Origin of the sequence: Massilia eburnea (assembly GCF_050709955.1) — a bacterium.
GTDB classification, from domain to species: domain Bacteria; phylum Pseudomonadota; class Gammaproteobacteria; order Burkholderiales; family Burkholderiaceae_D; genus Rugamonas; species Rugamonas eburnea_A.
The window spans coordinates 330,821-352,954 of the sequence record NZ_JBNZFX010000032.1 but is presented as its reverse complement, the minus strand read 5'-3'; the positions used below and the strand labels follow the sequence as shown (position 1 = coordinate 352,954).

Genomic DNA, 22,134 nt, shown 5'->3' with positions numbered 1-22,134 from the left:
CCGCAGGAATGTCCACTTCTGTTCCTGACCCCAAGGTGGACATCTGGCTTATACCTGCATGTTCATGATGTCGTGGTAGGCCTGCACCAGCTTGTTGCGCACCTGCACCGTGGCCTGGAAGTTGATGCTGGCCTTTTGCATCGAAATCATCACGTCCGACAGGTTGACCGAATCGTCCCCCATCTGGAAGCGCTTGGTCAGGCCTTCGGCCTGGTTCTGGCTGGCCTGGACCGCATCCAGCGCCCCTTTCAGGGCGTTGGTGAAGTCCGGCTTCTCCGCCACCTTTTCGGTCTGGATTGCCGGCGGCGTCGCAGATGGCCGTGTCGCCGCGGCATGGAGCTGGGCGATCATGGCCTGGATTTGGCTAGAATCAATTCCGCCTGTTCTCATTAGTTGACTCCAAGATACAATATTCCTGTTTTCAGGCTTCCAGAATAACCGTGACAAAGCAAGGCGATAGCCCTGAGCAGGAAGGCAAACGGTGGCCTATTCAAGCCTTTAAAGGGCGCAACATCGCCTGATAATGTGCAACAGGCCCATTAACCCCACAGTGATTACCCATGGCTGCAGCCGCCGAACAAATCGATATCGACGATCCCGAAGTCCAGCGGGCGCCCACGGGCCGCTTCGCCTTCTTCCAGACCCCCATGGGCAAGATGGTGATCCGCGGGGCCGCCGTGGCGGGCATCCTGGCGCTGATCCTGATGCTGTGGATGTGGAACAAGGAACCGGACTACAAGGTCCTGTTCGCCAACTACACCGACAAGGATGGCGGCGCCATCACCGCTTCGCTGGACCAGATGCAGGTCAAGTACAAGCTGGCCGAGGGCGGCCAGGCCATCCTGGTGCCGGCCGAGCAAGTGCACAATGTGCGCCTGCGCCTGGCCCAGCAGGGCTTGCCGAAAGGCGGCAATGTCGGTTTTGAAGTCATGGAAAACCAGAAGCTGGGCGTGTCCCAGTTCCTGGAACAGGTCAACTACCAGCGCGCGCTGGAAGGCGAACTGGCGCGCTCCATCCAGTCCATCGGCGCCGTCGAGTCGGCCCGCGTGCACCTGGCCTTGCCCAAGCCTTCCGTCTTCGTGCGCGACCAGCAAAAGCCCACCGCTTCCGTCATCCTGCAGCTGCATGCCAACCGCATGATCGAGCCGGCCCAGGTCAGCGCTATCGTGCACCTGGTCGCCTCTTCGGTGCCGGAACTGTCGCCGGCCAACGTGACCGTGGTCGACCAGGCCGGCAACCTGGTGTCGGACACCAACAAGAACGGCAACGCGGCCAACAACGCCAAGAACCTCGATGCATCCCAGCTCAAGTATGTGCAGGAGATGCAGAAGCAAGTCATCAAGCAAGTCGAATCGATCATCACGCCGATCGTGGGCGAAGGCAATGTGCGGGCGGAAGCGGTCGCCGACGTCGATTTCTCCGCCATCGAACAGGCGGCCGAGACCTACAAGCCGAATTCGCCGCCGGCCGCCTCCGCCATCCGCAGCCAGCAGAACAGCGAAACCAGCGGCAATGCCAACGCCAATCCGGGCGGCATTCCCGGCGCACTGTCGAACCAGCCGCCGGGCGTCGCGACGGCCCCGCTGACCACCACGCCGCCCGGCGCTGCCGGTGCCCCCCGGCCAGCCAGGCACGGGCGCCGCAAGCACCGCGGCCGGGCCCAGCCATAAGGAATCGACAACCAATTATGAAGTCGACAAGACCGTGCGCTATGAACAGAAGGCAATGGCCGGACTGAAGCGCATGACGGTCGGCGTCGTAGTAAACTATCGTCGGACCATCGATAAAAACGGCAAGGTCGTCGTCAAGCCGCTGAGTGCTGACGAAATGGCAAAGATCAACAGCCTGGTCAGGGAAGCCATGGGCTACAACCAGGACCGCGGCGATTCCGTCAGCGTGGCCAATGCGCCATTCGACGGGGTCGACCGGGAACCGGAAGCGCCGCTCGAATGGTGGCGCGATCCGGCCAACCTGCCGCTGGCCAAGGAGTTGGCGAAGTTCCTGATCACGGCCCTGATCCTGCTCTACATCCTGCTGCGTATCGTGCGTCCAATGATGCGTCCGGTGTTCAAGAAGATCGATGCGATCAACGAGCCGGAACCGGAGCCGGAACCAGAGCCGATTGTCGCGCCGCTGGGACCGACACCGGAAGAAATGCTGGCGGAGGAGATCGCCAAGATGGAAGAAAACACGGCCCGCACCTACCGCGACAACCTGGCGCTGGCGAAGAAACTGGCCGCGGAAGACCCGCGCATCGTCGCCAACGTCATCAAGGAATGGATAGGCAATAATGACTGAGAATACCGGACTGCAGAAGGCCGCCATCCTGATGCTGGCGATGGGCGAAGGCGAAGCGGCTGAGGTGATGAAATATCTCGGCCCGCGCGAAGTCTTGAAACTGGGCGCCTCGATGGCCACCATGAAAAACATCCCGCATGAGATGGTGGTCGACGTGCTGGACGATTTCCGCGACCAGTACGCGGCCGCCTCGACCGTGGGCATCGACTCGGACGAATACATCCGCCAGGTGCTGACCAAAGCGCTGGGCGACGACAAGGCGTCGGTGCTGCTGTCGCGTATCCTGGGCGGCAAGGACGCGTCCGGCATCGAATCGCTGAAGTGGATGGATTCGCAGTCGGTGGCCGAACTGATCCGCAACGAACACCCGCAGATCATCGCCACCATCCTGGTGCACCTGGAGCGCGACCAGGCTTGCGAAATTCTCGGCCATTTCACCGACCGCCTGCGCAACGATGCGGTGCTGCGTATCGCCACGCTGGACGGCGTGCAGCCGCAGGCCTTGCGCGAGCTGAACGACGTGCTGACCAAACTACTATCCGGCAATGAAAACATCAAGAAATCGACCCTGGGCGGCGTGCGCGCCGCGGCCGAGATCCTGAACTTCATGTCCGGCGAGCAGGAACAGAACGTGATGGACAATATCAAGAACTACGACAACGATATGGCGCAGAAGATCATGGACGAGATGTTCGTGTTCGACAACCTGATCGATGTCGACGACCGCGGCATCCAGCTGCTGCTGCGCGAAGTGCAGTCCGAAATGCTGATCATCGCGCTGAAAGGCGCCTCGCCGGACTTGCGCGACAAGGTCTTCAAGAACATGTCGGCGCGCGCTTCGGAAATGATGCGCGAAGACCTGGAAAACAAAGGCCCGGTACGCCTGTCCGAAGTGGAGACGCAGCAGAAGCAGATCCTGCAGATCGTGCGCCGCCTGGCGGATGAAGGCCAGATCGTATTGGGTGGTAAAGGCGAGGATTCCTTCGTTTGATGTCGAACATTCCAAAAGAAAAACAGACTGCATACCAGCGTTGGGAGCTGCAATCCTTCGGCGACTCACGCCCGAGCATGTTGGCCCAGCGCGAACGCGAAGAACAGCAAGCACGCGCCATCGCGGCGGAAGAAGCCGCGGCACTGGCGGAAGTCGAACAAGCGCAATACGACGCCGAGCCGGCCCCTGCCCCCGACTACCCGAGGGAGGAAGAACTGGCCGCCATCCGCGAGGAAGCGCGCCAGCAAGGCTATGACGCCGGCTTCAAGGCCGGCCACGACGACGGCGCCGCACAGGCATTGGATGAAGCGCGCGCCGCCACCGAGCAGGCGCTGGCGCCGCTACGCGAAATCGCCGACAAACTTCAGCACCGCACTGCGCGATGCCGACCAGGCCATCAGCAATGAAGTGCTGGAACTGGCGCTGCACCTGGCCAAAGGCATGATCAAGACCGCGCTGCGCGTGAAACCGGAACTGATCCTGCCGATCGTGCGCGAAGCGATCGAATACCTGCCGGTGCTGCAACAGCCGGCACTGCTGATCCTGAACCCGGACGATGCCGCCGTGGTGCGCGAGGGCATTGCGGAAGAACTCGACAAAGGCGGGCTGGCGCGTGATCGACGACCCCACCATCGAGCGCGGCGGCTGCAAGGTCGATACCGCCTCCAACCAGATCGACGCCACCGTGGCGTCGCGCTGGCAACGCCTGAGCCTTGCACTCGGCAAGGACATCGACTGGATCGACTGATATGGGCGCCCCCGACCCTCAAGTGCACGCAGGCCGCTGGCGTTCTTACCTGAACGATTGCGCCACCCTGGTCGATTTCGTCGAACCGATGCAGGTGTCGGGCCGCGTCACGCGCGTGGCCGGCCTGGTGATGGAAGCGGTCGGCCTGCGCCTGGCGGTCGGCGCCGCCTGCACCGTGCCCCTGCCCTCCGGCGGCAAGGTCGAGGCCGAAGTGGTCGGCTTTGAAGGCGACAAGCTGTTCCTGATGCCGCAAAGCGATGTCGAAGGCATCATTCCCGGCACCCGCGTGTTTCCGGTCGAACAGAGCGTGCCGAAGCCGGGCAGCGTCAACCACCCGCGGCGCCGCCCCAGCGACCGCGCGCGCCACCTGCCGGTCGGCCCCGAATTGCTGGGCCGCGTGGTCGATGGCGCCGGCCGGCCGCTGGATGGCCTGGGCCCCGATCCAGACCAGCGACTCGGCGCCGATCAATGTGCGTCCCGCCAATCCGCTGGGCCGCGCGCCGATCGTGGGAAACGCTGGACGTCGGCGTGCGCTGCATCAATGCCATGCTGACGGTGGGACGCGGCCAGCGCATGGGCCTGTTCGCCGGTTCCGGCGTCGGCAAGTCCGTCCTGCTCGGCATGATGGCGCGCTACACCGAAGCGGACATCATCGTGGTCGGCCTGATCGGCGAGCGGGGCCGTGAGGTGAAAGAATTCATCGAGCAGATCCTGGGCGAAGAAGGCCTGCGCCGTTCCGTGGTAGTGGCGGCGCCGGCCGACACGCCGCCGCTGATGCGCATGCAGGGCGCAGCCTACTCCACCGCGATTGCCGAACACTTCCGCGACAAGGGCCAGAACGTGCTGCTGATCATGGATTCGCTGACCCGCTACGCCATGGCGCAGCGCGAAATCGCCCTGGCCATCGGCGAACCGCCGGCCACCAAAGGTTACCCGCCTTCTGTGTTTGCAAAATTGCCAGTGCTGGTGGAGCGTGCCGGCAATGGCGAACTGGGCGGCGGCTCGATCACGGCTTTTTACACGGTATTGACCGAGGGCGACGACCAGCAGGACCCGATCGCCGACTCGGCACGCGCCATCCTGGACGGCCACATCGTGCTGAACCGGCGCCTGGCGGAGGCCGGCCACTATCCGGCAATTGATATCGAACAGTCAATCAGCCGCGCCATGCACTCGATCACGTCGCATACCCACCAGAACCAGGCCCGCAAGCTGAAACAGTTGTTTTCGCGCTACGAACGCAGCCGCGACCTGATCGCCGTCGGGGCATACACGCCGGGCACCGATCCGGTGCTTGACCAGGCCATCAACCTGCACGATAAGATTGAACAATTCCTGCAGCAGCAAATCACCGAGCAGGTCAACATGCCCGAGAGCTTGGGCCAGTTAACCACGCTATTCGACTGATTGACGCGTTTGGCCTTGCATATAATTAACCATCATGGCCTCTACCCAGCAACTTGAAACCCTGATCGACCTGGCGCAGCGGGAAACCGACGATGCCGCCAAACGCCTTGGCGCGGCCCTGAAAGCCGTGTCGGAAGCGGAAGAGAAGCTGAACATGTTGATTGGCTACCGCGACGAGTACGGCCGCCGCTTCGACGCTTCGCAACAGCAAGGCATTACCCCGATGGCGTATCGCAATTTCCAGGCTTTCATGGAGAAACTGGATACGGCGATCCTGGGCCAGCAGGAAGTGCTGCGCCACAACAAAGCGCGCGGCGATAAAGAGAAGCAAGTATGGCAGGACGCTGAACGCAAGCGCATGTCGTATTCCACCTTGCGCGACCGGGCCGAAGCCCAGGAGCTCAAGAAGGAAGCCAAGCGCGACCAGAAGGCCATGGACGAACACGCCTCCCGCCAGGCATTTTTCAAACGCTAGACAGATTCGATCATGCAAACCCAGACTGTACAGAACTCCCCTCTCCTTTCCGGCAATTCGGCTGCTGGCCGCTCGTCCAATGCCGCACAGGAAGACAATCAGTTCGCACAGACCCTGAACAACCAGATCGAACGCCAGGCCAAGGCGGTGCCGCCAGCGCTGCAACCGCAGGCGCAGGCCGCCACGCGCCGCGCCGAGGCGCCCAAGCCGGCCAGCCAGCAGCCGCATGCCCAGGCCAGCCAGCAGCCGAAGCCCGCCGCCAATGCTGCGGTCCCTGCCAACAAGCCATCTGCGCAAACCCAGGCAGCAGGCAAGCCCCAGCCAGGCAACCAGGCCAACAATGCCGCCGCGCCTTCGGACGCCCAACCCGCCGCAGCCGCGGCCGTGCCGGCCGATGCATCGGCCGGCGCCAGCGCTTCCACCAGCACGGATGCCAGCGCCGAGCAGGCCGATAGCCAGCAAGCCGCCAACGATGCGGTGGCCGATATGCTGGCCATGATCCAGGGCCTGGCCCAGCCGAGTGCTGCCGACGCTGCCAGCGCCGCGAGTGCGGCAGCCGCCGCTGCTGCAGCCGCCGCTGCCGCCGCCGGCAAGGATGGCCGCGCCACCGATGCCGAACTGGCCAGCGACGCTGTCCTGTCCGGCCAGGGCGGCAGGAGCGGCGTGGCCGAGCGCCTGCCGGCAGAGGGCATGCCGATTGACCAGGACGCGCTGCTGGCAGCCAAGGCTGCTGCCGACGGCGCAGTGAAAGCACAAGATCCCGCCCTCGCCGACTCATTGGCGAAAGCGCGCCACGACGCGGCCGCCGAGGCCGGCGCTACCGGCGCAAATCCTGCCGCCGGCAGCGACAAGAGCGCCGCGCAACCGCGCACCGATTTCCAGGCCGCGCTGCAGCAAGCCAGTGCCGACGCCGGCAAGGCCGCCGACGCGGCAGCACTGGAAGCCAAGCACGCCATCCAGCCGCAAGCGGGCGCCCTGCAGGCAGCCGCCACCGCCCTGGCGCCAGCCGGCGCAGCCAACGCACAAGCCGCCCAGGCCCTGGCCAGCAACCAGCTGCAGGCCCGCGTCGGCAGCCAGGGCTGGGACCACCAGCTGGGCCAGAAAGTGGTGTGGATGGTCAATGGCGGCGAGCAGAGCGCCACATTGACCCTCAACCCGCCCGACCTTGGTCCACTGCAAGTGGTACTGAGCGTCTCCAATGACCAGGCCAGCGTCGCCTTCACCGCAGCCCAGCCGGAAGTGCGGGAAGCGCTCGAGCAAGCACTGCCGAAACTGCGCGAAACCATGGGCGAAGCCGGCATCAAGCTGGGCGATAGCAGCGTGTCGTCCGGCAGCCAGGACCAGCAGCAGGCCTTCGCCGAAATGGAAGCCGCGGCAGCCGCCAAGCGCGGCCGTGGCGTTGCCAATGGCCAGAATGACAATGCCGAGAGCGCATCGCAGGCCGCCCCTGTGGTGCGGCGCAGCGTACTCAGCGCAGTCGACACTTTCGCCTAAGGCAGAGATAGCCCTGCTTCCCGCCTCTTTTCGGCGCATCGCTCCCCGAAAGATTTCGCGATAATGACATAATGGCGTCATGATCCAACTCTTGCATCCAAGGCAGCAGAATTGAAAGCGAATCCAAAAATGAAGGCTGAGGCTAAGGCAGAAGCCGCACCGCCGGCCGGTGGCGGTAAGAAAAAGCTGATCATCATCCTGGTGGGCGTGCTGGTGCTCGCCCTGGCCGGGGGCGGTGGCGCATGGTTCATGCTGAAGAGCGATAGCGGCGAAGAGCATGCGGAAGAAGCCAAGCCGGGCAAGAAGGCCAAGAAGCCGGCCAAGAAAGCCGGCCCGCCAGTCTATATTCCAGTGGACCAGTTCACGGTCAACCTGCAGCCGGAAAACGGCGACCAGTACCTGCAGCTGGCGATCACGCTGCAGGCCGCCAGCCTGGAAGAGTCGGAAGTCATCAAGACCAATATGCCGAAGGTGCGCAGCCGCATCCTGCTGCTGCTGTCGAGCAAGCATGCATCCGAGATCAATACGCCGGAAGGCAAGCAGCAACTGAGCAAGGACATCATGGAAGCGGTCAACCTGCCGTTCGAAACCGGCGGCGAGGTACAGGAAGTATCCGAAGTCTTGTTTACCGCATTCATCATCCAGTAAGGCCCGGGTGAAGCATGGCTGATAATTTTCTCTCCCAGGAAGAAGTCGATGCGCTCTTAAAGGGCGTCAACGGCGACCAGGACGACGTCGCAACGCCCGAGGAGAGCACGGGTGTCCGGACCTATAACCTGGCGACGCAGGAACGCATCGTCCGGGGCCGGATGCCGACCCTGGAAATTATCAACGAGCGTTTCGCGCGCCTGCTGCGCGTGGGCCTGTTCAACTTCCTGCGCCGCAGCGCGGAAGTGTCGGTCGGCTCGGTGCGCGTGTCCAAGTATTCCGAGTTCATCCGCAACCTGGTGGTGCCGACCAACCTCAACCTGGTGCACATGAAGCCGCTGCGCGGCACGGCCCTGATGGTATTCGACCCGGGCCTGGTGTTCCTGCTGGTCGACAACCTGTTCGGCGGCGATGGCCGTTTCCACACCCGCGTCGAGGGCCGCGACTTTACCCAGACCGAGCAGCGCATCATCTTGCGCATCCTCGATATCGTGTTCGAGGCCTATACCAAATCGTGGGAACCGGTGTACCCGGTGGAATTCGAGTACATCCGTTCCGAAATGAATACGCAGTTCGCCAACATCGCCACGCCGAACGAAGTGGTGGTGGCGTCGACCTTCACCGTCGAGCTCGGTTCAGTGTCGGGCCAGATCCACTTCTGCATGCCGTACTCGATGATCGAGCCGATCCGCGACGCGCTGACCTCCTCGCTGCAGGGCGAAGCGCTGGAAGTGGACAAGCGCTGGATCCGCCTGATGACGCAGCAGATCCAGATCGCCGAAGTGGAACTGGTGGCCAAGCTCGGCACCGCCAAGGTCAGCTTCGACGAGATCCTGAACATGAAAGTCGGCGACGTGATCCCGCTGTCCATCCCGGAAACCATCGAAGCGACCGTGGATGGCGTGCCTGTGCTCGACTGCACCTACGGGGTGTTGAACGGGCAATACGCATTGAAGGTGGAGAAACTGCTGGCAAACGCGGATAATATGAAATAAAGCTAGGAGAGAAACATGGCGGATAATCAAGACGACGATACAAGCATGGATGACGATTGGGGCGCCGCGATTGCCGAGCAGGCCGCGGCCGAAGCTGCTGCCATGCAGAACCAGGCCGCCACTGCCGCCGTGTTCAAGGACTTTTCCAAGCAGCCGAACAAGACCGAAACCCATAACGATATCGACTTCATCCTCGATATCCCGGTCCAGCTTACGGTGGAACTGGGCCGCACCAAGATCGCCATCAAGAACCTGCTGCAACTGGCGCAAGGCTCGGTGGTGGAACTGGACGGCCTGGCCGGCGAACCGATGGACGTGCTGGTCAACGGCTGCCTGATCGCCCAGGGCGAGGTGGTGGTGGTGAACGACAAGTTCGGTATCCGCCTGACGGATATCATCACGCCTTCCGAACGCATCCGAAAACTGAATAAATGAAGCAGAGAATTACTGCCTTCCGCCTCCTGCGGCCGCTGACCTTGGCGGCCGCCTTCTGCCTCGCCGGCGCTCCTGCTTTGGCGCAGCAAGCTGCCGCTCCCGACACCATTTCGACCAGCGCACAAGCGGCGCCGGCCAACGCCGCCAGCCCGGTCGCGCCGGCCGCCAGCGCGCCAGCCGCCACGCCCGAGCAGCAGGCCGCCCTGGCCGGGGCCCGCGCCGCCAATACCCAGGCGCCGAACAATGCGCTGGCGGCACAGGCGCCGTCCGCCGCCGGTTCGCTATTGCAGACCATTTTGTCGCTGGGCTTCGTCATCGCCCTGCTGGTCGGCCTGGCCTGGCTGCTGAAGCGCTTCGGCCCGAAACACATTACCGGCGGCAGCAAGGTCAAGCTGGTCGGCGCGCTCAGCGTCGGCGCCCGCGAGCGCATCCTGGTGGTGGAAGTCGGCGAGCAATGGATCGTGGTCGGCGCTTCGCCCGGCCGCATGAACGCCCTGGCCACCATGCCGCGCCAGCAAGCGGACGACGCCGAGCTGGCCGATGCGCCAGCCGTGCCCGGCGCCAATTTCGCCGAATGGTTCAAACAGACGATCGAAAAGCGCAATGGCAAATAAACGCGCACTGTGCCTGGCTGCCGGCGCCGCGTTGATCCTGCCGCTGATGGCTGCCGCCGAGCCGACCATCCCCGCCTTCACCAGTACCCCCCGCCGCGGGCGGCGGCACCAATTACGGCCTGACGCTGCAAACGCTGATCCTGATGACGGCGCTGACCTTCATCCCGGCAGCGCTGTTGATGATGACCGGCTTCACCCGCATCGTGATCGTGCTGTCGCTGCTGCGCCAGGCGCTCGGCACGCAGTCGGCGCCGCCCAACCAGGTCATCATCGGCCTGTCGCTGTTCCTGACCTTCTTTGTGATGAGCCCAGTGTTCGACAGGATCTACACCGAGGCCTGGGTGCCGCTGCAAGACAACAAGATCACCATGCAGCAAGCGATGGAGCGTTCGGCCGCGCCGCTGAAAACCTTCATGCTGAAACAGACCCGCCAGTCCGACCTGGCCCTGTTCGTCAAGATTTCGCGCAGCCAGGAATTGCAGGGGCCGGAAGATGTGCCACTGAAGATCCTGGTGCCGGCCTTCATCACTTCCGAACTGAAGACCGCCTTCCAGATCGGCTTTGCCATCTTCATCCCCTTCCTCATCATCGACATGGTGGTGGCTTCGGTGCTGATGTCGATGGGTATGATGATGATGTCGCCCGCCGTGATTTCGCTGCCGTTCAAGCTGATGCTGTTCGTGCTGGTCGACGGCTGGCAACTTCTGCTGGGTTCGCTGTCCCAGAGCTTCTATTAGGGAGGCTTGCGATGACGCCCGAAACAGTCATGACCATGGGCCGCCAGGCCATGGAAGTCACGCTGATGGTGGCCGCGCCACTGCTGCTGGTGGCGCTGCTGATTGGCCTGGTGGTCTCGATCTTCCAGGCCGCCACCCAGATCAATGAAGCCACCCTGTCCTTCATCCCGAAACTGGTCGGCGTGTTCGTCACCCTGGTGGTGGCGGGACCGTGGATGATTTCCGTGATGGTCGACTATATGCGGCAGGTACTGACCGGCATTCCATCGCTGGTCTCGTGACCGATGCTGGTCGTTACCGCCGCTGAACTCAATACCTGGATCGCCGCTTTGATGTGGCCGGCGGCCCGCATCCTGTCGCTGATCGCGGCCTCCCCTATCTTCGGCAATGCCCGCATCCCGCAGAACGTCAAGCTGGCGCTGGGCGTGCTGATCGCCATGGTGGTCGCGCCCGCGGTGCCTGCCATGCCGGCCCTCGACCCGGCCGGCTGGTCCGGCTTATCGGTGCTGGCGCGCGAAATCGTGATTGGCGCCGGCATGGGGTTCGCCTTGCGGCTGGTGTTCGCGGCGGTGGAAATGGCGGGCGAGATCTCCAGCCTGACCATGGGCCTGGGTTTCGCCAGTTTCTTCGACCCGATGTCGCAAGGCCGCTCCTCGGCAGTATCGCAATTCCTGGTGTGGGTGATGACGCTGGCCGTGCTGGCGGTGAATGGTCACCTGGTGCTGATTGAAGCGCTGGCGGAAAGCTTTTATACGCTGCCGGTGGCAGCCATTTCCTTCCGCAACGATGGGTTCTGGGACCTGGCACTGTGGGGCTCGAAGATCTTCACGGCTGGCCTGCAGCTGTCGCTGCCGATTGTCGCGGCACTGCTGATCACCAACGTGGCGCTGGGCGTCCTGACGCGCGCCGCGCCGCAGCTGAACCTGTTCGGCATCGGTTTCCCGATCACACTGGGCGTCGGCTTCCTGACCCTGACCATGACCCTGCCTTACATGAGCATGCCGATCCAGGCGCTGGTCAATGAAGGCATCGAAAAAGCGCGGCAATTGCCGCGCGAGTGGGATAGCAGGACAACCCGGCCACCGATACCGGGCAAGCCTCAGATCAAATTGAACAGCGACAAGCCCGTCAGCGCCTTGTAGGACTTCTGCGCTGCTTCCAGCGTGGTTTGCTGCTGTGTGAAGCGCGAGATGGCTTCCACCGGGTCCAGGTCGACCAGGTCGGAGATCTGGCTGGCGTACTGCAGGTTCAGGTCTTCGCCGGCGCTGTCGAGGTGATCCAGTTCGCTCAGGCGGGCGCCCACCGAGGCGCGCACCGACAGCACATTGTCCAGCGAATTGGTGATGTTCTGGTTGGCCAGGTTCAGCGCATTGGTCAATGCGGTGCCCGCCTGTGGCGTACCCGAAGGACCGCGCAACGCAGCGATCAACGTGGTCATGGTTTCGAACACCGACTGGTTCTTGCTCGGATCGACGTTGAACACGTCGCCATTCGCGGGTGCTCCAGTGATGTCCATCTGGATGCCATCGAAGGCGATCGGCTGGCCAGACACGAATGGGACGTTCGAGGCGACCGCGGTGCCGGCAGTAACGTCGTTGACGGTATACGTGGTCACCGCCGGCGTACCGGTCACGGTAAAGTTCAGCGTGTAGTTGTGGCCCGTCACAGCCGAAGGTGTCTTCACCACGCCCGGCGAAATGATGCCGGTGCCGCCGCGCGTGTAGTTGGCAGGATCGACGCTGGTCTGGAAGGTGCCGTTTCCGGTGATATTGCTTTCAAAGATAGCCGAACCGGTTTCGCTGGTGGCCAGCTTGCGCGACGATGCCACCTGCAGTTCGCGCTGGCCCTGGTCGCCGTTGTAGGTGGCGCCGGTAGCGGAACGGGTAAATGGCTTGATATCGCTCTTATAGCCGGAGAACAGATAGGCGCCGGTGCCGTCGGTGGCATTGGCCTGGCCCAGCAAATCTTCCAGGCGTCCCTCCAGCTCCTTGGCCAGCGCTTCGCGGTCGGCCAGCGTAAAGCCGGGGTTGCCGGCGGCGACGATCTTGCTCTTCACTTCCTGCAGCAGGTCATCGGTGTTTGCCAGGGTATTGTCGACCAGCGACAGCGAGGAATTGGCATTGCTGCGGTTGGTGACGAACTGGGTGTTCATTTCCTTCGACTGCGACACTTCCAGCGCGCGCGCCGAGGCAACCGGGTCGTCCGAAGGGTTCACAACACGCCGCATGGTCGATAACTGCATCTGCGTCTTCTGCAACTGCGCCTGCAGCGTGTTCAGCTGGCTGACGCCGTTCTCGTAAATCGTCCGGGTGGCAATACGCATGACCATGATGCTATTCCTTCAAAAAACTTATCTGCCCAGCGACAGCAGGGTATCAAACAATTCACTTGCCACCTGGATCACTTTGCCAGAGGCCTGGTAGGCCTGCTGGTAACGCAGCAGGTTGGAAGCTTCTTCATCCAGGTTCACGCCCGACACCGAATCGCGCGCGGCCTGCGCCTGCGCCACGGTGGTATCGGCTGCCGCGCCGGCAATCTGCACTTCGCGCGTCTTGTTGCCGACGAAGTTGACCATCTGCGCATAGCTGGCCTGGAAGGTGGCGTGGCCATCATCCAGGATGTTCTTCGTCTGCAAGCCGGCCAGCAGCACGCCATTGCGCGCATCGCCGACGCCGCTGCCCGGCGAAATGGTGAACTTATCGTTGTTGGCAGGATTGCCGGTGAGCTCGATCTCAATGCCCTGGAAGGCCATCTTGGCGCCCGCGGTGTACGGCACCGGCGTACCAGCCGGATAGTTCGTGGTGACACCGTTGACCGTGACGTCAACCGCGGTCGGGAAGCCGCTCAGCTGGTTGGTCGCACTGTTGTAGGTCAGCGTGACCGGCGCGGCAAGCTGGTTGCCCGGCAACAGGTAGTTCGAGTTCACGGCGCCGGCGCTGATCTTGCCGGTGCCGGTATTGGCGGCCGGCGCCGAAGTGCTGATTGGCGCGCCCAGCGCAATCTTGTTGCGGTCCTTCAGCTCAACGCCAAAATCCTGCGCCGCGTTATAGGTTGGGCGCACCAGGAAGTGGTCCGGGCCACCTGCGGCACCGGTGATCGAGAAGGCCACGCCATCGATCACTTGCGGCTGGGCCTGCGGATACGGCGCGATGGTCGTGGTCGCGCCATCGCTGGCGCGGGTCACGACGAAGTCGGTACCGTTGTAATTGATGTCGTAATCGGAGGTGGTCAGCTTGGCCGCGTCGACTACCACCGCATCGATTTTCACCGTGCTCGACGACGAATTGCGGGAGTCGTAGCCGACGTAAGCGTGGATGTCCTTGAAGAAGTTGCCGCCCAGGTTGCCATCCAGGTCGATGCCAAGCTTGTGCTGGTCGTTGAAGGCATCGGCCAGGCCGGCCGCAATCTTGCCGAGGTTGGCATTTGCCACGTCCAGGCCGCTGTTGCGGAAATCGATCAGGCCACCCAGCTGGCCGCCGGTCAGCACGCTGTCCGGCAGTTGTGAAAATGTGCCGGCCTGGGTGCGGTAGCCGACCACGATGCGCTCCGGGTCGGATGGCGAAGCGGCGGTCGCCAGTTCCTGGCTGCGGTTGCCGATCACCAGCGGCTGGCCGGTGCCGAACGATACGTTCAGCATATTGTTCTCGGCCGGCATCACGGTGACCTTGATCTGCTTGTTCATTTCGGCGATCAGGGCGTCGCGCTGGTCCATCAGGTCGCTCGGCAGGGCCGAAGGATCGACCGACAGGCCGGCAATCGTGTTGTTCATCTCGGCGATACGGCGCGCGAAGGAGTTGATCTCGTTGACGCTGGCGGTCACGCCGGAATTTACGCCTTCGTTCAATTCCTTCATGCGGCTGGACAGGCCGTTGAAGCGCGAAGCCAGCGATTCGGCCGCCGACAGCATGGCCTGGCGCGCCGCGGTCGACTGCGGGTTCGAGTTGGCGTTTTGTACGCCGCTGAAGAAGCTCTGCAGTGCCGGTCCCAGGCCAACCGTCGTATCGGCCAGCAAGTTGTCGATCTGGCTAACCTGGTTGAAATAGGTGTCGAGCTGCGCCTGGTTGGTCTGGGCGCCCAGCAGCTGGCGGTTCAGGAAGTCGTCGTAGACCCGCTTGATCTGCGCCACTTCGGTGCCGGTGCCGATGAAACCTTCGCCCGTCTGCAGGGGCGGCGTCGTGCCTTGCACCACCACTTGACGGTTATAGCCGAGCACGTTGGCGTTGGTAATGTTGTGCCCAGTGGTGGCCAGGCCCGTCTGGGCAGCCAACAAACCACTTCTACCGATGCTGAGTAAGGACATTTTGATAATTACCTTCGCTAGATATTCAGTTTACGGCACATCCGGACAAAACTTGATGTTCGTCAGGCAAGAGTGCGCTTGATAATGCCGGCCAGCTTGCTGGCATAGTTGGGATCGGTGGCGTAGCCGGCGCGCTGCAGGCCCATGGCGAAGCCGGCGGCATCGGTGCTGCCGGCCGCTGCCAGCGCTTTTTCATAGCGCGGATTACTGCTCAGCAGGCGGGCGTAGTCCTTGAAGCTGTCCGCATAGCTGTCGTAGGCGCGGAATTTCTCGACGCGGGTCTGCGGCTTGCCGTTGATGTATTCGGTTGTAGCCGTTTCGACAACACGGCCCTTCCAGTCCGGGCCAGCCTTGATGCCGAACAGGTTATTGCTGTTGCTGCCGTCGCGGCCTTTGATTTCGCGCCGGCCCCAGCCGGTTTCCAGCGCAGCCTGGCCCAGCATGAACTTGGCCGGGATGCCGGAAGCGCGGCTGGCCTCTTCCGCGTGGCTCGACAGTTTCTCCTGGAAGCTGCGCACATGGGCCGGCTTGTCGGAGGCAGCTACCGGGTTCGTGCCGGCCTTGGCCACGGCGGCGGCGCCGCCACTGGCCTCGATCGAGCGTTGCAGCTTGGCTTGCTCCATCAGGGCGCGCGTCATGGCCGGGTCGGTCGGCACGCCGTCCTGCGGCGCCAGGGTTTTCGAAAGCTGCCGCACCAGTACGTCTGCCAGGCCCAGGCCCTTTTTGGCAATGTCCTGGCTGGTCTGCTGGTCAAGCATGGAGGTGAACATCTTGGTTTGCTGGTTGTCCATCAAACCGTCTTGCGGCGTGGCGTCGCGCATGCTCTTCATCATCATGTTGACGAACATCGCTTCGAACTGGACCGCCGTGGTTTTCAAGGCTTCCGGCGAACCGGCACGCGCCGACTGGCGCAACTCGGACATGCCCTTGGTGTCGATGGCAAGGTTGGCGCCCAGGTCGCTGCTGGCGGTACGCGGGATCATGGCTGCGTCCTCAAATGATTTCCAGCTCGGCGCGCAGCGAACCCGCTGCCTTCATCGCCTGCAGGATGGCCAGCAAGTCTTGCGGGGAAGCGCCGATGGCGTTGAGGGCCTTCACCACGTCGGCCAGCGACGCGCCGCCCTTCAGCATGATGACCTTGCCGGAGTCTTTCTTGATGTCGACACTGCCCTGCTGGCTTACCACGGTCTGGCCGCCGCTGAGTGGATTCGGCTGGCTGACCTGGGTGTCGGCACTGACCGATACTGACAGGTTGCCGTGCGAAATGGCGCACGTCTCAAGCGTCACTTCCTGGTTCATCACCACCGAGCCGGTGCGGGCGTTCATGATGACCTTGGCAGCCTGGCGCGCCGGGCGCACATCCATGCTCTCCAGCTCGCCGATGAAGGCCACCCGCGCATCGCTTGACGATGGTGCGGTGACGCGGATGGTGCGGCCATCCTGCGCGTAGGCCACGCCGGCGCCGTATTTATCGTTGATCGCATGCACCACGCGGCTGGCGGTGGCAAAGTCGGTGTTGTTCAGCTCCAGGCGGATCTGGTTGCCGTCGCCCAGCGTGGTCGGTACTGCGCGTTCCACCGTGGCGCCGCCGGAAATACGGCCGACCGACAGGTGGTTCACCACCACGGCAGCACCGCCGCCCGGCGCCTGCGCGCCGACGCCGCCGACCAGCACATTTCCCTGCGCCATGCCGTACACCTGGCCGTCGGCGCCTTTCAGCGGGGTCATCAGCAGAGTGCCGCCGCGCAGCGATTTGGCGTTACCCATCGACGACACGGTGACGTCGATCTGCTGGCCCGGTTGCGCGAAGGCCGGCAGGCTGGTGGTGACCATCACCGCCGCCACATTCTTCAATTGCAGCGTGGTCCCCGCAGGCAGCGCAATACCCATCTGCTGCAGCATCGAGGCCACCGATTGCACGGTAAACGGGGTTTGCGTGGTCTGGTCGCCCGAGCCGTCCAGGCCGACCACCAGGCCATAACCCATCAACTGGTTCTGGCGCACGCCGGCGATGCTGGCCAGGTCTTTCAGGCGTTCAGCCTGCACGGCAGGCGCCAGCAGCAAGGCCGCGCAGAGAGTGAGGAGCTTGAAATTCTTCATGATCAGAAAGGCAGCAGGCTGAGGAAGAAGCGCGACAGCATCGACTGCACCTCAGCGCCATCGATATTGCTCTTGGTACGGTATTCGACGCGGGCATCAGCGATCGCGGTCGAGGCCACTGAATTGCCATTGATCGAGTCAGGGTTCACCATGCCGGAAATGCGGATGTACTCGGTGGCCTTGTTCATGCCGACCTGCTTTTCGCCGGCGATGATCAGGTTACCGTTCGACAGCACTTCCACCACGGTGGCGCCAATGGTGCCACGGAAGCTGTTGCTGAGAGACTGGCTGTCGGCATCGGCAAACTTGTTGTCGGCGCTGGTTGCAACATTGGTGCCGAAGCGGTTCTGCAGCACGCCGGGAATGCCGAAGTTGACGCTGCCCGACTTGCTGCCGGCGCTGGCGCCATTTTTGACGGCGGACGTGCTTTCCGTGATAACGACATTGATCACGTCGCCCACATGGCGCGCGCGGCGGTCTTCAAAGGCTGGGCGGTAGGTGCTGGCCTGGAAGATCGCGCCATTGTTCTGCGCCACCGGTGGATATGGCGGCGGCAGAGGACGGGCGCTGGTCGGACCGTTGACGATCGAGGTTGGCGCGCCGGCGCAGGCAGACAGCAGCACGGCGGCGATAACGGTGGCGGCAAGACGGAGTCGCATGGCGGGCTCGTTCTATTACAGTTGCGACAGGCGCTGCAACATCTGGTCGGAGGTGGTGATCGCCTTCGAATTGATTTCGTAGGCGCGCTGGGTCTGGATCATGTTGACCATTTCCTCGACCACGTTGACGTTCGAGGTTTCCACATAGCCCTGCAGGATCACGCCGGTGCCATTGGTGCCCGGCTGGTTCTGGGTGGCGGCGCCGGAGGAACCGGTTTCCACGTACAGGTTTTCGCCCTTCGATTCCAGCCCGGTCGGGTTGATGAAGGTGGCAAGCTGGATGGCGCCGATCTGCTGCGCCGCCGCCTGGCCCGGCAGGGTGACCGACACGATGCCGTCACGGCCCACCGTGATGCTGGTGGCATTGATCGGAATGGTGATGGCCGGCTGCAGCACGAAGCCGCTGGAAGTGACCATCTGGCCATTGTTATCGCGCTGGAAGGAGCCATCGCGGGTGTAGGCGGTGGTGCCGTCCGGCAGCAGTACCGGGAAGAAGCCGTTGCCATTGACCATCAGGTCCTTGTCGTTGCCGGTCGACTGCGGGTTGCCCTGGGTATGGATGCGCTCAATGGCCACCGGACGCACGCCGGTACCGATCTGCATGCCCGATGGAAGCTGGGTCTGCTGCGAGGAGGCAGCGCCCGGCTGGCGGATGTTCTGGTACAGCAAGTCCTCGAAAACGGCGCGCGACTTCTTGAAGCCGTTGGTGCTCACATTCGCCAGGTTATTGGACACCACGTCCATCTGGGTCTGCTGCGCTTCCATGCCAGTCTTGGCAATCCACAGTGATCGAATCATTTGCCTGCTCCAAAAACGGTTTTCCTATGCACGCATTATCCCGTCGCAAAGGTCAACTCAAAGCGTCGATCTGGCCGGTTTTCCTCCGTCTATTCAAGTGTGTGGCGTGAATTGTTCAGCTCTGCTATTGTTTGCGATTTGCTAATTGTTGCCGCAAAGATAGAATATGAGGACTGAACTCCTGTCCCAGGCGTACGCCGCCCTCGCCCAGTTCGCTAGTGAAAGCCGTCTTTACGAACTGACACTGGAAAAAGACGGCGAATACGGTTCGGGCGGGCTGCTGGTCGAAGCTTTCCTGTCGGACGACTGCCTGCAGGAGATTGCAGCCCGCGACGTCATTGCCCTGTCGACCAGCGCCACCATCGACCCATCCAGCTTGTTAGGCCAGCGCGCCAGCTTGCAGGCCAGCCTGGCCGACGGCAGCCGCACCATCTTCCACGGCTATATCAGCCACGCCGCCATGCTGGGCAGCGAGGGAGGTTTTGCACGCTATCGCTTGCGCATGTCGTCCTGGCTGTGGCTTGCCACCCAGTCCCGAAACAGCCGGGTATGGCAGGACCAGGGCGTAGCCGACATCGTGGACGAAGTGTTCTCCGGCTTCGCCCCCTACGCCAAATGGCAGTGGAGCGACGACGCACGCACCCTGCTCGACACGATCCCGGTGCGCAGTTACTGCTGCCAGTATCGCGAATCCGACTACGATTTCGTGCGCCGCCTGCTGACCGAAGAAGGCGTCGCCTGGCGCTTCGAAGATGGCGAGGAAGAGCAAACCCTGGTGCTGTTCGCCGACAGCAGCCAACAATCCGCCACGCCGGAAGACGCCAGCAGTGCTGCCGGCCAGGGCCTGCGCTACCACGCCGCGCGCGCCGGCGAACAGTTCGACACCATCCAGTCCATGCAATCCATGCGCCAGCTGGTCAGCGGCGCGGTGGCGGTCCTCAGCTATGACTACGAGGCCAAAGCAGCCGTCAGCACCACTGTGCCAACGCGCGTGAATGATCTTGGCAAGAACGCCTACCAGCCGGAGAGCTACGACTACCCCGGCCAGTACTTCTACGGCGACAGCTCCGAGGCCGAACGCTACGCCACGCTGCACATGCAACTGCACGAAGCGCGCAGCCAGCAATGCCACGGCCGCTCCACCGTGCGCACGCTGCGCGCCGGCACCCGCTTCACGATGACGCAAGGCGCCCTCTTCTCCGACGACAAAGACGCAAACTACGTCGCATTGCGTGTGCTTGGCGTGGGCGTCAACAATCTGCCGATAGCCGCCAAGCGCGGCCTGGCCGAGCTGTTCGGCCCCATTCCGGAGCTGCTCGAAGCAATGGCCGCGCAAACGCGCGACCTGCCGGAAGACTTCCCCACTACGGTAGAAAAAGCCTCCGCCAGCGGCTATGCCAACAGCTTCGCAGCGTTGGCGGCGGATGTGCCATGGCGCCCTGCCCACCTTGGCGGTGAAGGCCGCCAACACGCCAAGCCGACCGCCCTGGGCTCGCAGAGCGCGATTGTGGTCGGCGAAAACGGCCAGGACCTGCCGCAGGGTGGCAACGAGATTTATTGCGACCGGCTTGGCCGCGTGCGGATCCGCTTCCACTGGCAGGACTCCGCCGACGCCACGTGCTGGGTGCGCGTCGCACAACGCTCAGCCGGCGGCGGCATGGGTAGCCAGTTCCTGCCACGCATCGGCCAGGAAGTGCTGGTGCAGTTCATCGAAAACGACATCGACCGCCCGATCATCGTCGGCGCCCTGTACAACGGCCAGGGCGAAAGCGGCATCGCACCAACGCCAGGCGGCGCCAACGCGCAGCAAGCGTCCGATCACTTCGGCCAGGCGCACGACCACGCCACTTCGGCGCAGGGTAACCTGGTCGGCGGCCATGCCCCCGTATGGCACGGCTCCGGCAGCGGCAGCGGCGCCCACCGCAATGCCTCCGCGCAGTGGGGCGTGCGCAGCAAGGAATTCGGCGGCAGCGGCTACAACCAGCTTGTGTTCGACGACACCGACAGCCAGGGCCGCGTGCAACTGCGCACCACCCAGGCCGCGACGGAACTGAACCTGGGCCACCTGGTCCACAACACCGACAACTACCGCGGCAGCCTGCGCGGCCAGGGCGCCGATCTGCGCACCGATGCTTATGGCGCAGTTCGCGCGGGCTCCGGCCTGCTGGTCACAAGCTACAAGATCACACACGGCGCCTCGCAGCGCGAACCAGCCGGCGACAACACCGCCGGCATCGCCATGCTGAAGCAAGCGGTCAAGCTGGGCGAGACCTTCAGCGAAATCGCCGTAAAGCACCGCACGGTCGGACTGGCTTCCCACGTGGGGTCGCACAAGGCCAATGCAAGCGCGCTTGATGACAAAGAAGCGCCGCTGAAATCGCTGCTGACCGCTGTCTCCGGCATGGTCGGCGACTCAGGTGTCGATGCCGCGCAAGCCGATGCCGGCGAGCGCAAGACGGGCCCCGGCGCAGGCAAATTGCCGCACAGCGCCGATCCGATCATTGCAATCTCCGCCAAGGATGGCCTGTCAATGAGCGCCGCACGCGACCTGCAAATTGCCGCAGGCGAGACCGCAAGCGTCATGAGCGGCGCTGATACGCAAGTCGCCACCGGCGGCCAGATGCGCATCCACACGCAGCAAACGATCGGCATGCTGGGGGGCGCAGTCAAGGCGGGCGAGCAAGACATCGGTGTGCAGGTTATCGCCGCGCGCGATCCGATCGACGTGCAGGCGCAGGCAGGTGCGATGCTGGTGCAGGCACGTGACGTGATCAACGTGAAGAGCTCCAACGCGCATATCGATTGGGCTGCGGCGAAGAAGATCAGCCTTTCCACCGCTGGCGGAGCAAACATCACTATCGATGGAGGCAACATCACGGTGCAGTGCCCCGGAAAGATCGAGATCAACGCAGGCAAGAAGAGTTTCGTGGGCCCATCCCGCTCAAACTATCCAATGCCACCGCTACCGCGTTCGGCGGTCGAAAATATTCCCGTGAAGTTCGACATGCGCTTACAGGATGTGCCTGGATTGAATGCTGAACCGTACCCCAATACTGATTGGCGAATTGTTCGTGCGAGCAGCCATGTTGATGCCTTGGGAGAAGAACAGTTCCTACTTTCCGGCATTTCTGATGACGAAGGGAAGATCGTTCTCACGCCGGCAGACGAAAAGACCCTCCATGAAGCCTACAACCAGACACCGAACAAGATCTGGCTCGTGGCAAACAGTCATGCCCGCGAACTGGAGATCGCCGTTGAGAAGGAAAGCTGGAGCGAAAGCGACAGGTTCTATCACGGCCTCAACGCACTTGGTTACGCCGACAGCCACTTGAATGTCAATGGCGTCGATATAGAGCAGTTCCATGCACCGATCGCTCGCGCCGAACTCAATACGTCAAGCGGCTCGACCCTTATTAAGAAGATTAAAAGCTGAGC

Annotated in this window: 21 protein-coding genes and 2 pseudogenes; 16 read left to right on the top strand and 7 right to left on the bottom strand. The window is 63.0% G+C overall.

Features of this window, described 5'->3' with window-relative positions; translation table 11 throughout:
• Positions 1-48 precede the first annotated feature (48 nt).
• Positions 49-390, bottom strand: coding sequence for a flagellar hook-basal body complex protein FliE (fliE, locus tag ACQ4MM_RS20160; RefSeq protein WP_431479011.1), 342 nt, complete (start codon positions 388-390; stop codon positions 49-51).
• Between the two features lie 170 nt (positions 391-560).
• On the opposite strand from fliE, the gene fliF reads away from it, so the two are divergent.
• From fliF to fliR, 15 genes and pseudogenes are all read left to right on the top strand, one after another.
• Entirely contained in the window at positions 561-1,670 is a 1,110-nt protein-coding gene (fliF, locus tag ACQ4MM_RS20155; protein WP_431479010.1) for a flagellar basal-body MS-ring/collar protein FliF, read from the top strand.
• On the top strand, positions 1,612-2,298 hold the full coding sequence (locus ACQ4MM_RS20150) for a flagellar M-ring protein FliF C-terminal domain-containing protein (protein WP_431479009.1): 687 nt from the start codon (positions 1,612-1,614) through the stop codon (positions 2,296-2,298). Before fliF ends, ACQ4MM_RS20150 begins: the two co-directional genes overlap by 59 nt.
• Positions 2,291-3,289 (top strand): flagellar motor switch protein FliG, encoded by a 999-nt coding sequence (gene fliG, locus ACQ4MM_RS20145; RefSeq protein ID WP_055930739.1) that lies wholly within the window; start codon positions 2,291-2,293, stop codon positions 3,287-3,289. The genes ACQ4MM_RS20150 and fliG overlap by 8 nt, the downstream gene beginning before the upstream one ends.
• Positions 3,289-3,696 carry a hypothetical protein gene (locus ACQ4MM_RS20140; RefSeq protein WP_431479008.1) on the top strand — a complete coding sequence of 136 codons (408 nt, stop codon included), beginning with the start codon at positions 3,289-3,291 and terminating at the stop codon, positions 3,694-3,696. Before fliG ends, ACQ4MM_RS20140 begins: the two co-directional genes overlap by 1 nt.
• Positions 3,593-4,090 carry a FliH/SctL family protein gene (locus tag ACQ4MM_RS20135; protein WP_431479007.1) on the top strand — a complete coding sequence of 166 codons (498 nt, stop codon included), beginning with the start codon at positions 3,593-3,595 and terminating at the stop codon, positions 4,088-4,090. Before ACQ4MM_RS20140 ends, ACQ4MM_RS20135 begins: the two co-directional genes overlap by 104 nt.
• Positions 4,039-5,444: pseudogene (gene fliI, locus ACQ4MM_RS20130) on the top strand (flagellar protein export ATPase FliI). Before ACQ4MM_RS20135 ends, fliI begins: the two are co-directional and overlap by 52 nt.
• Positions 5,445-5,478: 34 nt before the next feature.
• Positions 5,479-5,919 (top strand): flagellar export protein FliJ, encoded by a 441-nt coding sequence (gene fliJ, locus ACQ4MM_RS20125; protein WP_431479006.1) that lies wholly within the window; start codon positions 5,479-5,481, stop codon positions 5,917-5,919.
• Between the two features lie 12 nt (positions 5,920-5,931).
• Complete coding sequence (locus ACQ4MM_RS20120; RefSeq protein WP_431479005.1) at positions 5,932-7,413, top strand: flagellar hook-length control protein FliK; 1,482 nt, start codon at positions 5,932-5,934, stop codon at positions 7,411-7,413.
• Between the two features lie 129 nt (positions 7,414-7,542).
• On the top strand, positions 7,543-8,061 hold the full coding sequence (fliL, locus tag ACQ4MM_RS20115) for a flagellar basal body-associated protein FliL (RefSeq protein WP_431479004.1): 519 nt from the start codon (positions 7,543-7,545) through the stop codon (positions 8,059-8,061).
• A 14-nt stretch (positions 8,062-8,075) separates the two neighbouring features.
• Entirely contained in the window at positions 8,076-9,056 is a 981-nt protein-coding gene (fliM, locus tag ACQ4MM_RS20110; RefSeq protein ID WP_431479003.1) for a flagellar motor switch protein FliM, read from the top strand.
• A gap of 15 nt (positions 9,057-9,071) precedes the next feature.
• On the top strand, positions 9,072-9,491 hold the full coding sequence (gene fliN / locus ACQ4MM_RS20105; protein ID WP_055930721.1) for a flagellar motor switch protein FliN: 420 nt from the start codon (positions 9,072-9,074) through the stop codon (positions 9,489-9,491).
• Positions 9,488-10,105: a flagellar biosynthetic protein FliO gene (gene fliO, locus ACQ4MM_RS20100; RefSeq protein WP_431479002.1), complete on the top strand. Its 618-nt coding sequence runs from the start codon at positions 9,488-9,490 to the stop codon at positions 10,103-10,105. The genes fliN and fliO overlap by 4 nt, the downstream gene beginning before the upstream one ends.
• Positions 10,095-10,842, top strand: a pseudogene (fliP, locus tag ACQ4MM_RS20095) (flagellar type III secretion system pore protein FliP). Before fliO ends, fliP begins: the two are co-directional and overlap by 11 nt.
• A gap of 11 nt (positions 10,843-10,853) precedes the next feature.
• On the top strand, positions 10,854-11,123 hold the full coding sequence (fliQ, locus tag ACQ4MM_RS20090; RefSeq protein WP_055930712.1) for a flagellar biosynthesis protein FliQ: 270 nt from the start codon (positions 10,854-10,856) through the stop codon (positions 11,121-11,123).
• Positions 11,124-11,126: 3 nt separating this feature from the next.
• The gene (gene fliR, locus ACQ4MM_RS20085; RefSeq protein ID WP_431479001.1) at positions 11,127-11,984 is read left to right on the top strand and encodes a flagellar biosynthetic protein FliR; all 858 of its coding nucleotides are present in this window, start codon (positions 11,127-11,129) and stop codon (positions 11,982-11,984) included.
• On the opposite strand, the gene flgL is transcribed toward fliR, so the two are convergent.
• From flgL to flgG, 6 genes are all read right to left on the bottom strand, one after another.
• Positions 11,942-13,171, bottom strand: a complete 1,230-nt coding sequence (gene flgL / locus ACQ4MM_RS20080) for a flagellar hook-associated protein FlgL (RefSeq protein ID WP_431479000.1) — start codon at positions 13,169-13,171, stop codon at positions 11,942-11,944. The two genes, fliR and flgL, sit on opposite strands and share 43 nt — an antisense overlap.
• A 21-nt stretch (positions 13,172-13,192) precedes the next feature.
• The gene (gene flgK / locus ACQ4MM_RS20075; protein ID WP_431478999.1) at positions 13,193-15,142 is read right to left on the bottom strand and encodes a flagellar hook-associated protein FlgK; all 1,950 of its coding nucleotides are present in this window, start codon (positions 15,140-15,142) and stop codon (positions 13,193-13,195) included.
• A 62-nt stretch (positions 15,143-15,204) separates the two neighbouring features.
• The gene (flgJ, locus tag ACQ4MM_RS20070; protein ID WP_431478998.1) at positions 15,205-16,125 is read right to left on the bottom strand and encodes a flagellar assembly peptidoglycan hydrolase FlgJ; all 921 of its coding nucleotides are present in this window, start codon (positions 16,123-16,125) and stop codon (positions 15,205-15,207) included.
• Positions 16,126-16,135: 10 nt separating this feature from the next.
• A complete protein-coding gene (locus ACQ4MM_RS20065; RefSeq protein ID WP_431478997.1) occupies positions 16,136-17,242 on the bottom strand; it encodes a flagellar basal body P-ring protein FlgI in 1,107 nt (368 codons plus the stop codon).
• A 2-nt stretch (positions 17,243-17,244) separates the two neighbouring features.
• A complete protein-coding gene (locus ACQ4MM_RS20060; RefSeq protein WP_431478996.1) occupies positions 17,245-17,901 on the bottom strand; it encodes a flagellar basal body L-ring protein FlgH in 657 nt (218 codons plus the stop codon).
• A 15-nt stretch (positions 17,902-17,916) separates the two neighbouring features.
• Positions 17,917-18,699 (bottom strand): flagellar basal-body rod protein FlgG, encoded by a 783-nt coding sequence (gene flgG, locus ACQ4MM_RS20055; RefSeq protein ID WP_090441524.1) that lies wholly within the window; start codon positions 18,697-18,699, stop codon positions 17,917-17,919.
• A gap of 166 nt (positions 18,700-18,865) precedes the next feature.
• Between flgG and ACQ4MM_RS20050 the strand changes: the two genes are divergently transcribed.
• Positions 18,866-22,132, top strand: a complete 3,267-nt coding sequence (locus ACQ4MM_RS20050; RefSeq protein WP_431478995.1) for a type VI secretion system Vgr family protein — start codon at positions 18,866-18,868, stop codon at positions 22,130-22,132.
• Positions 22,133-22,134 lie beyond the last annotated feature (2 nt).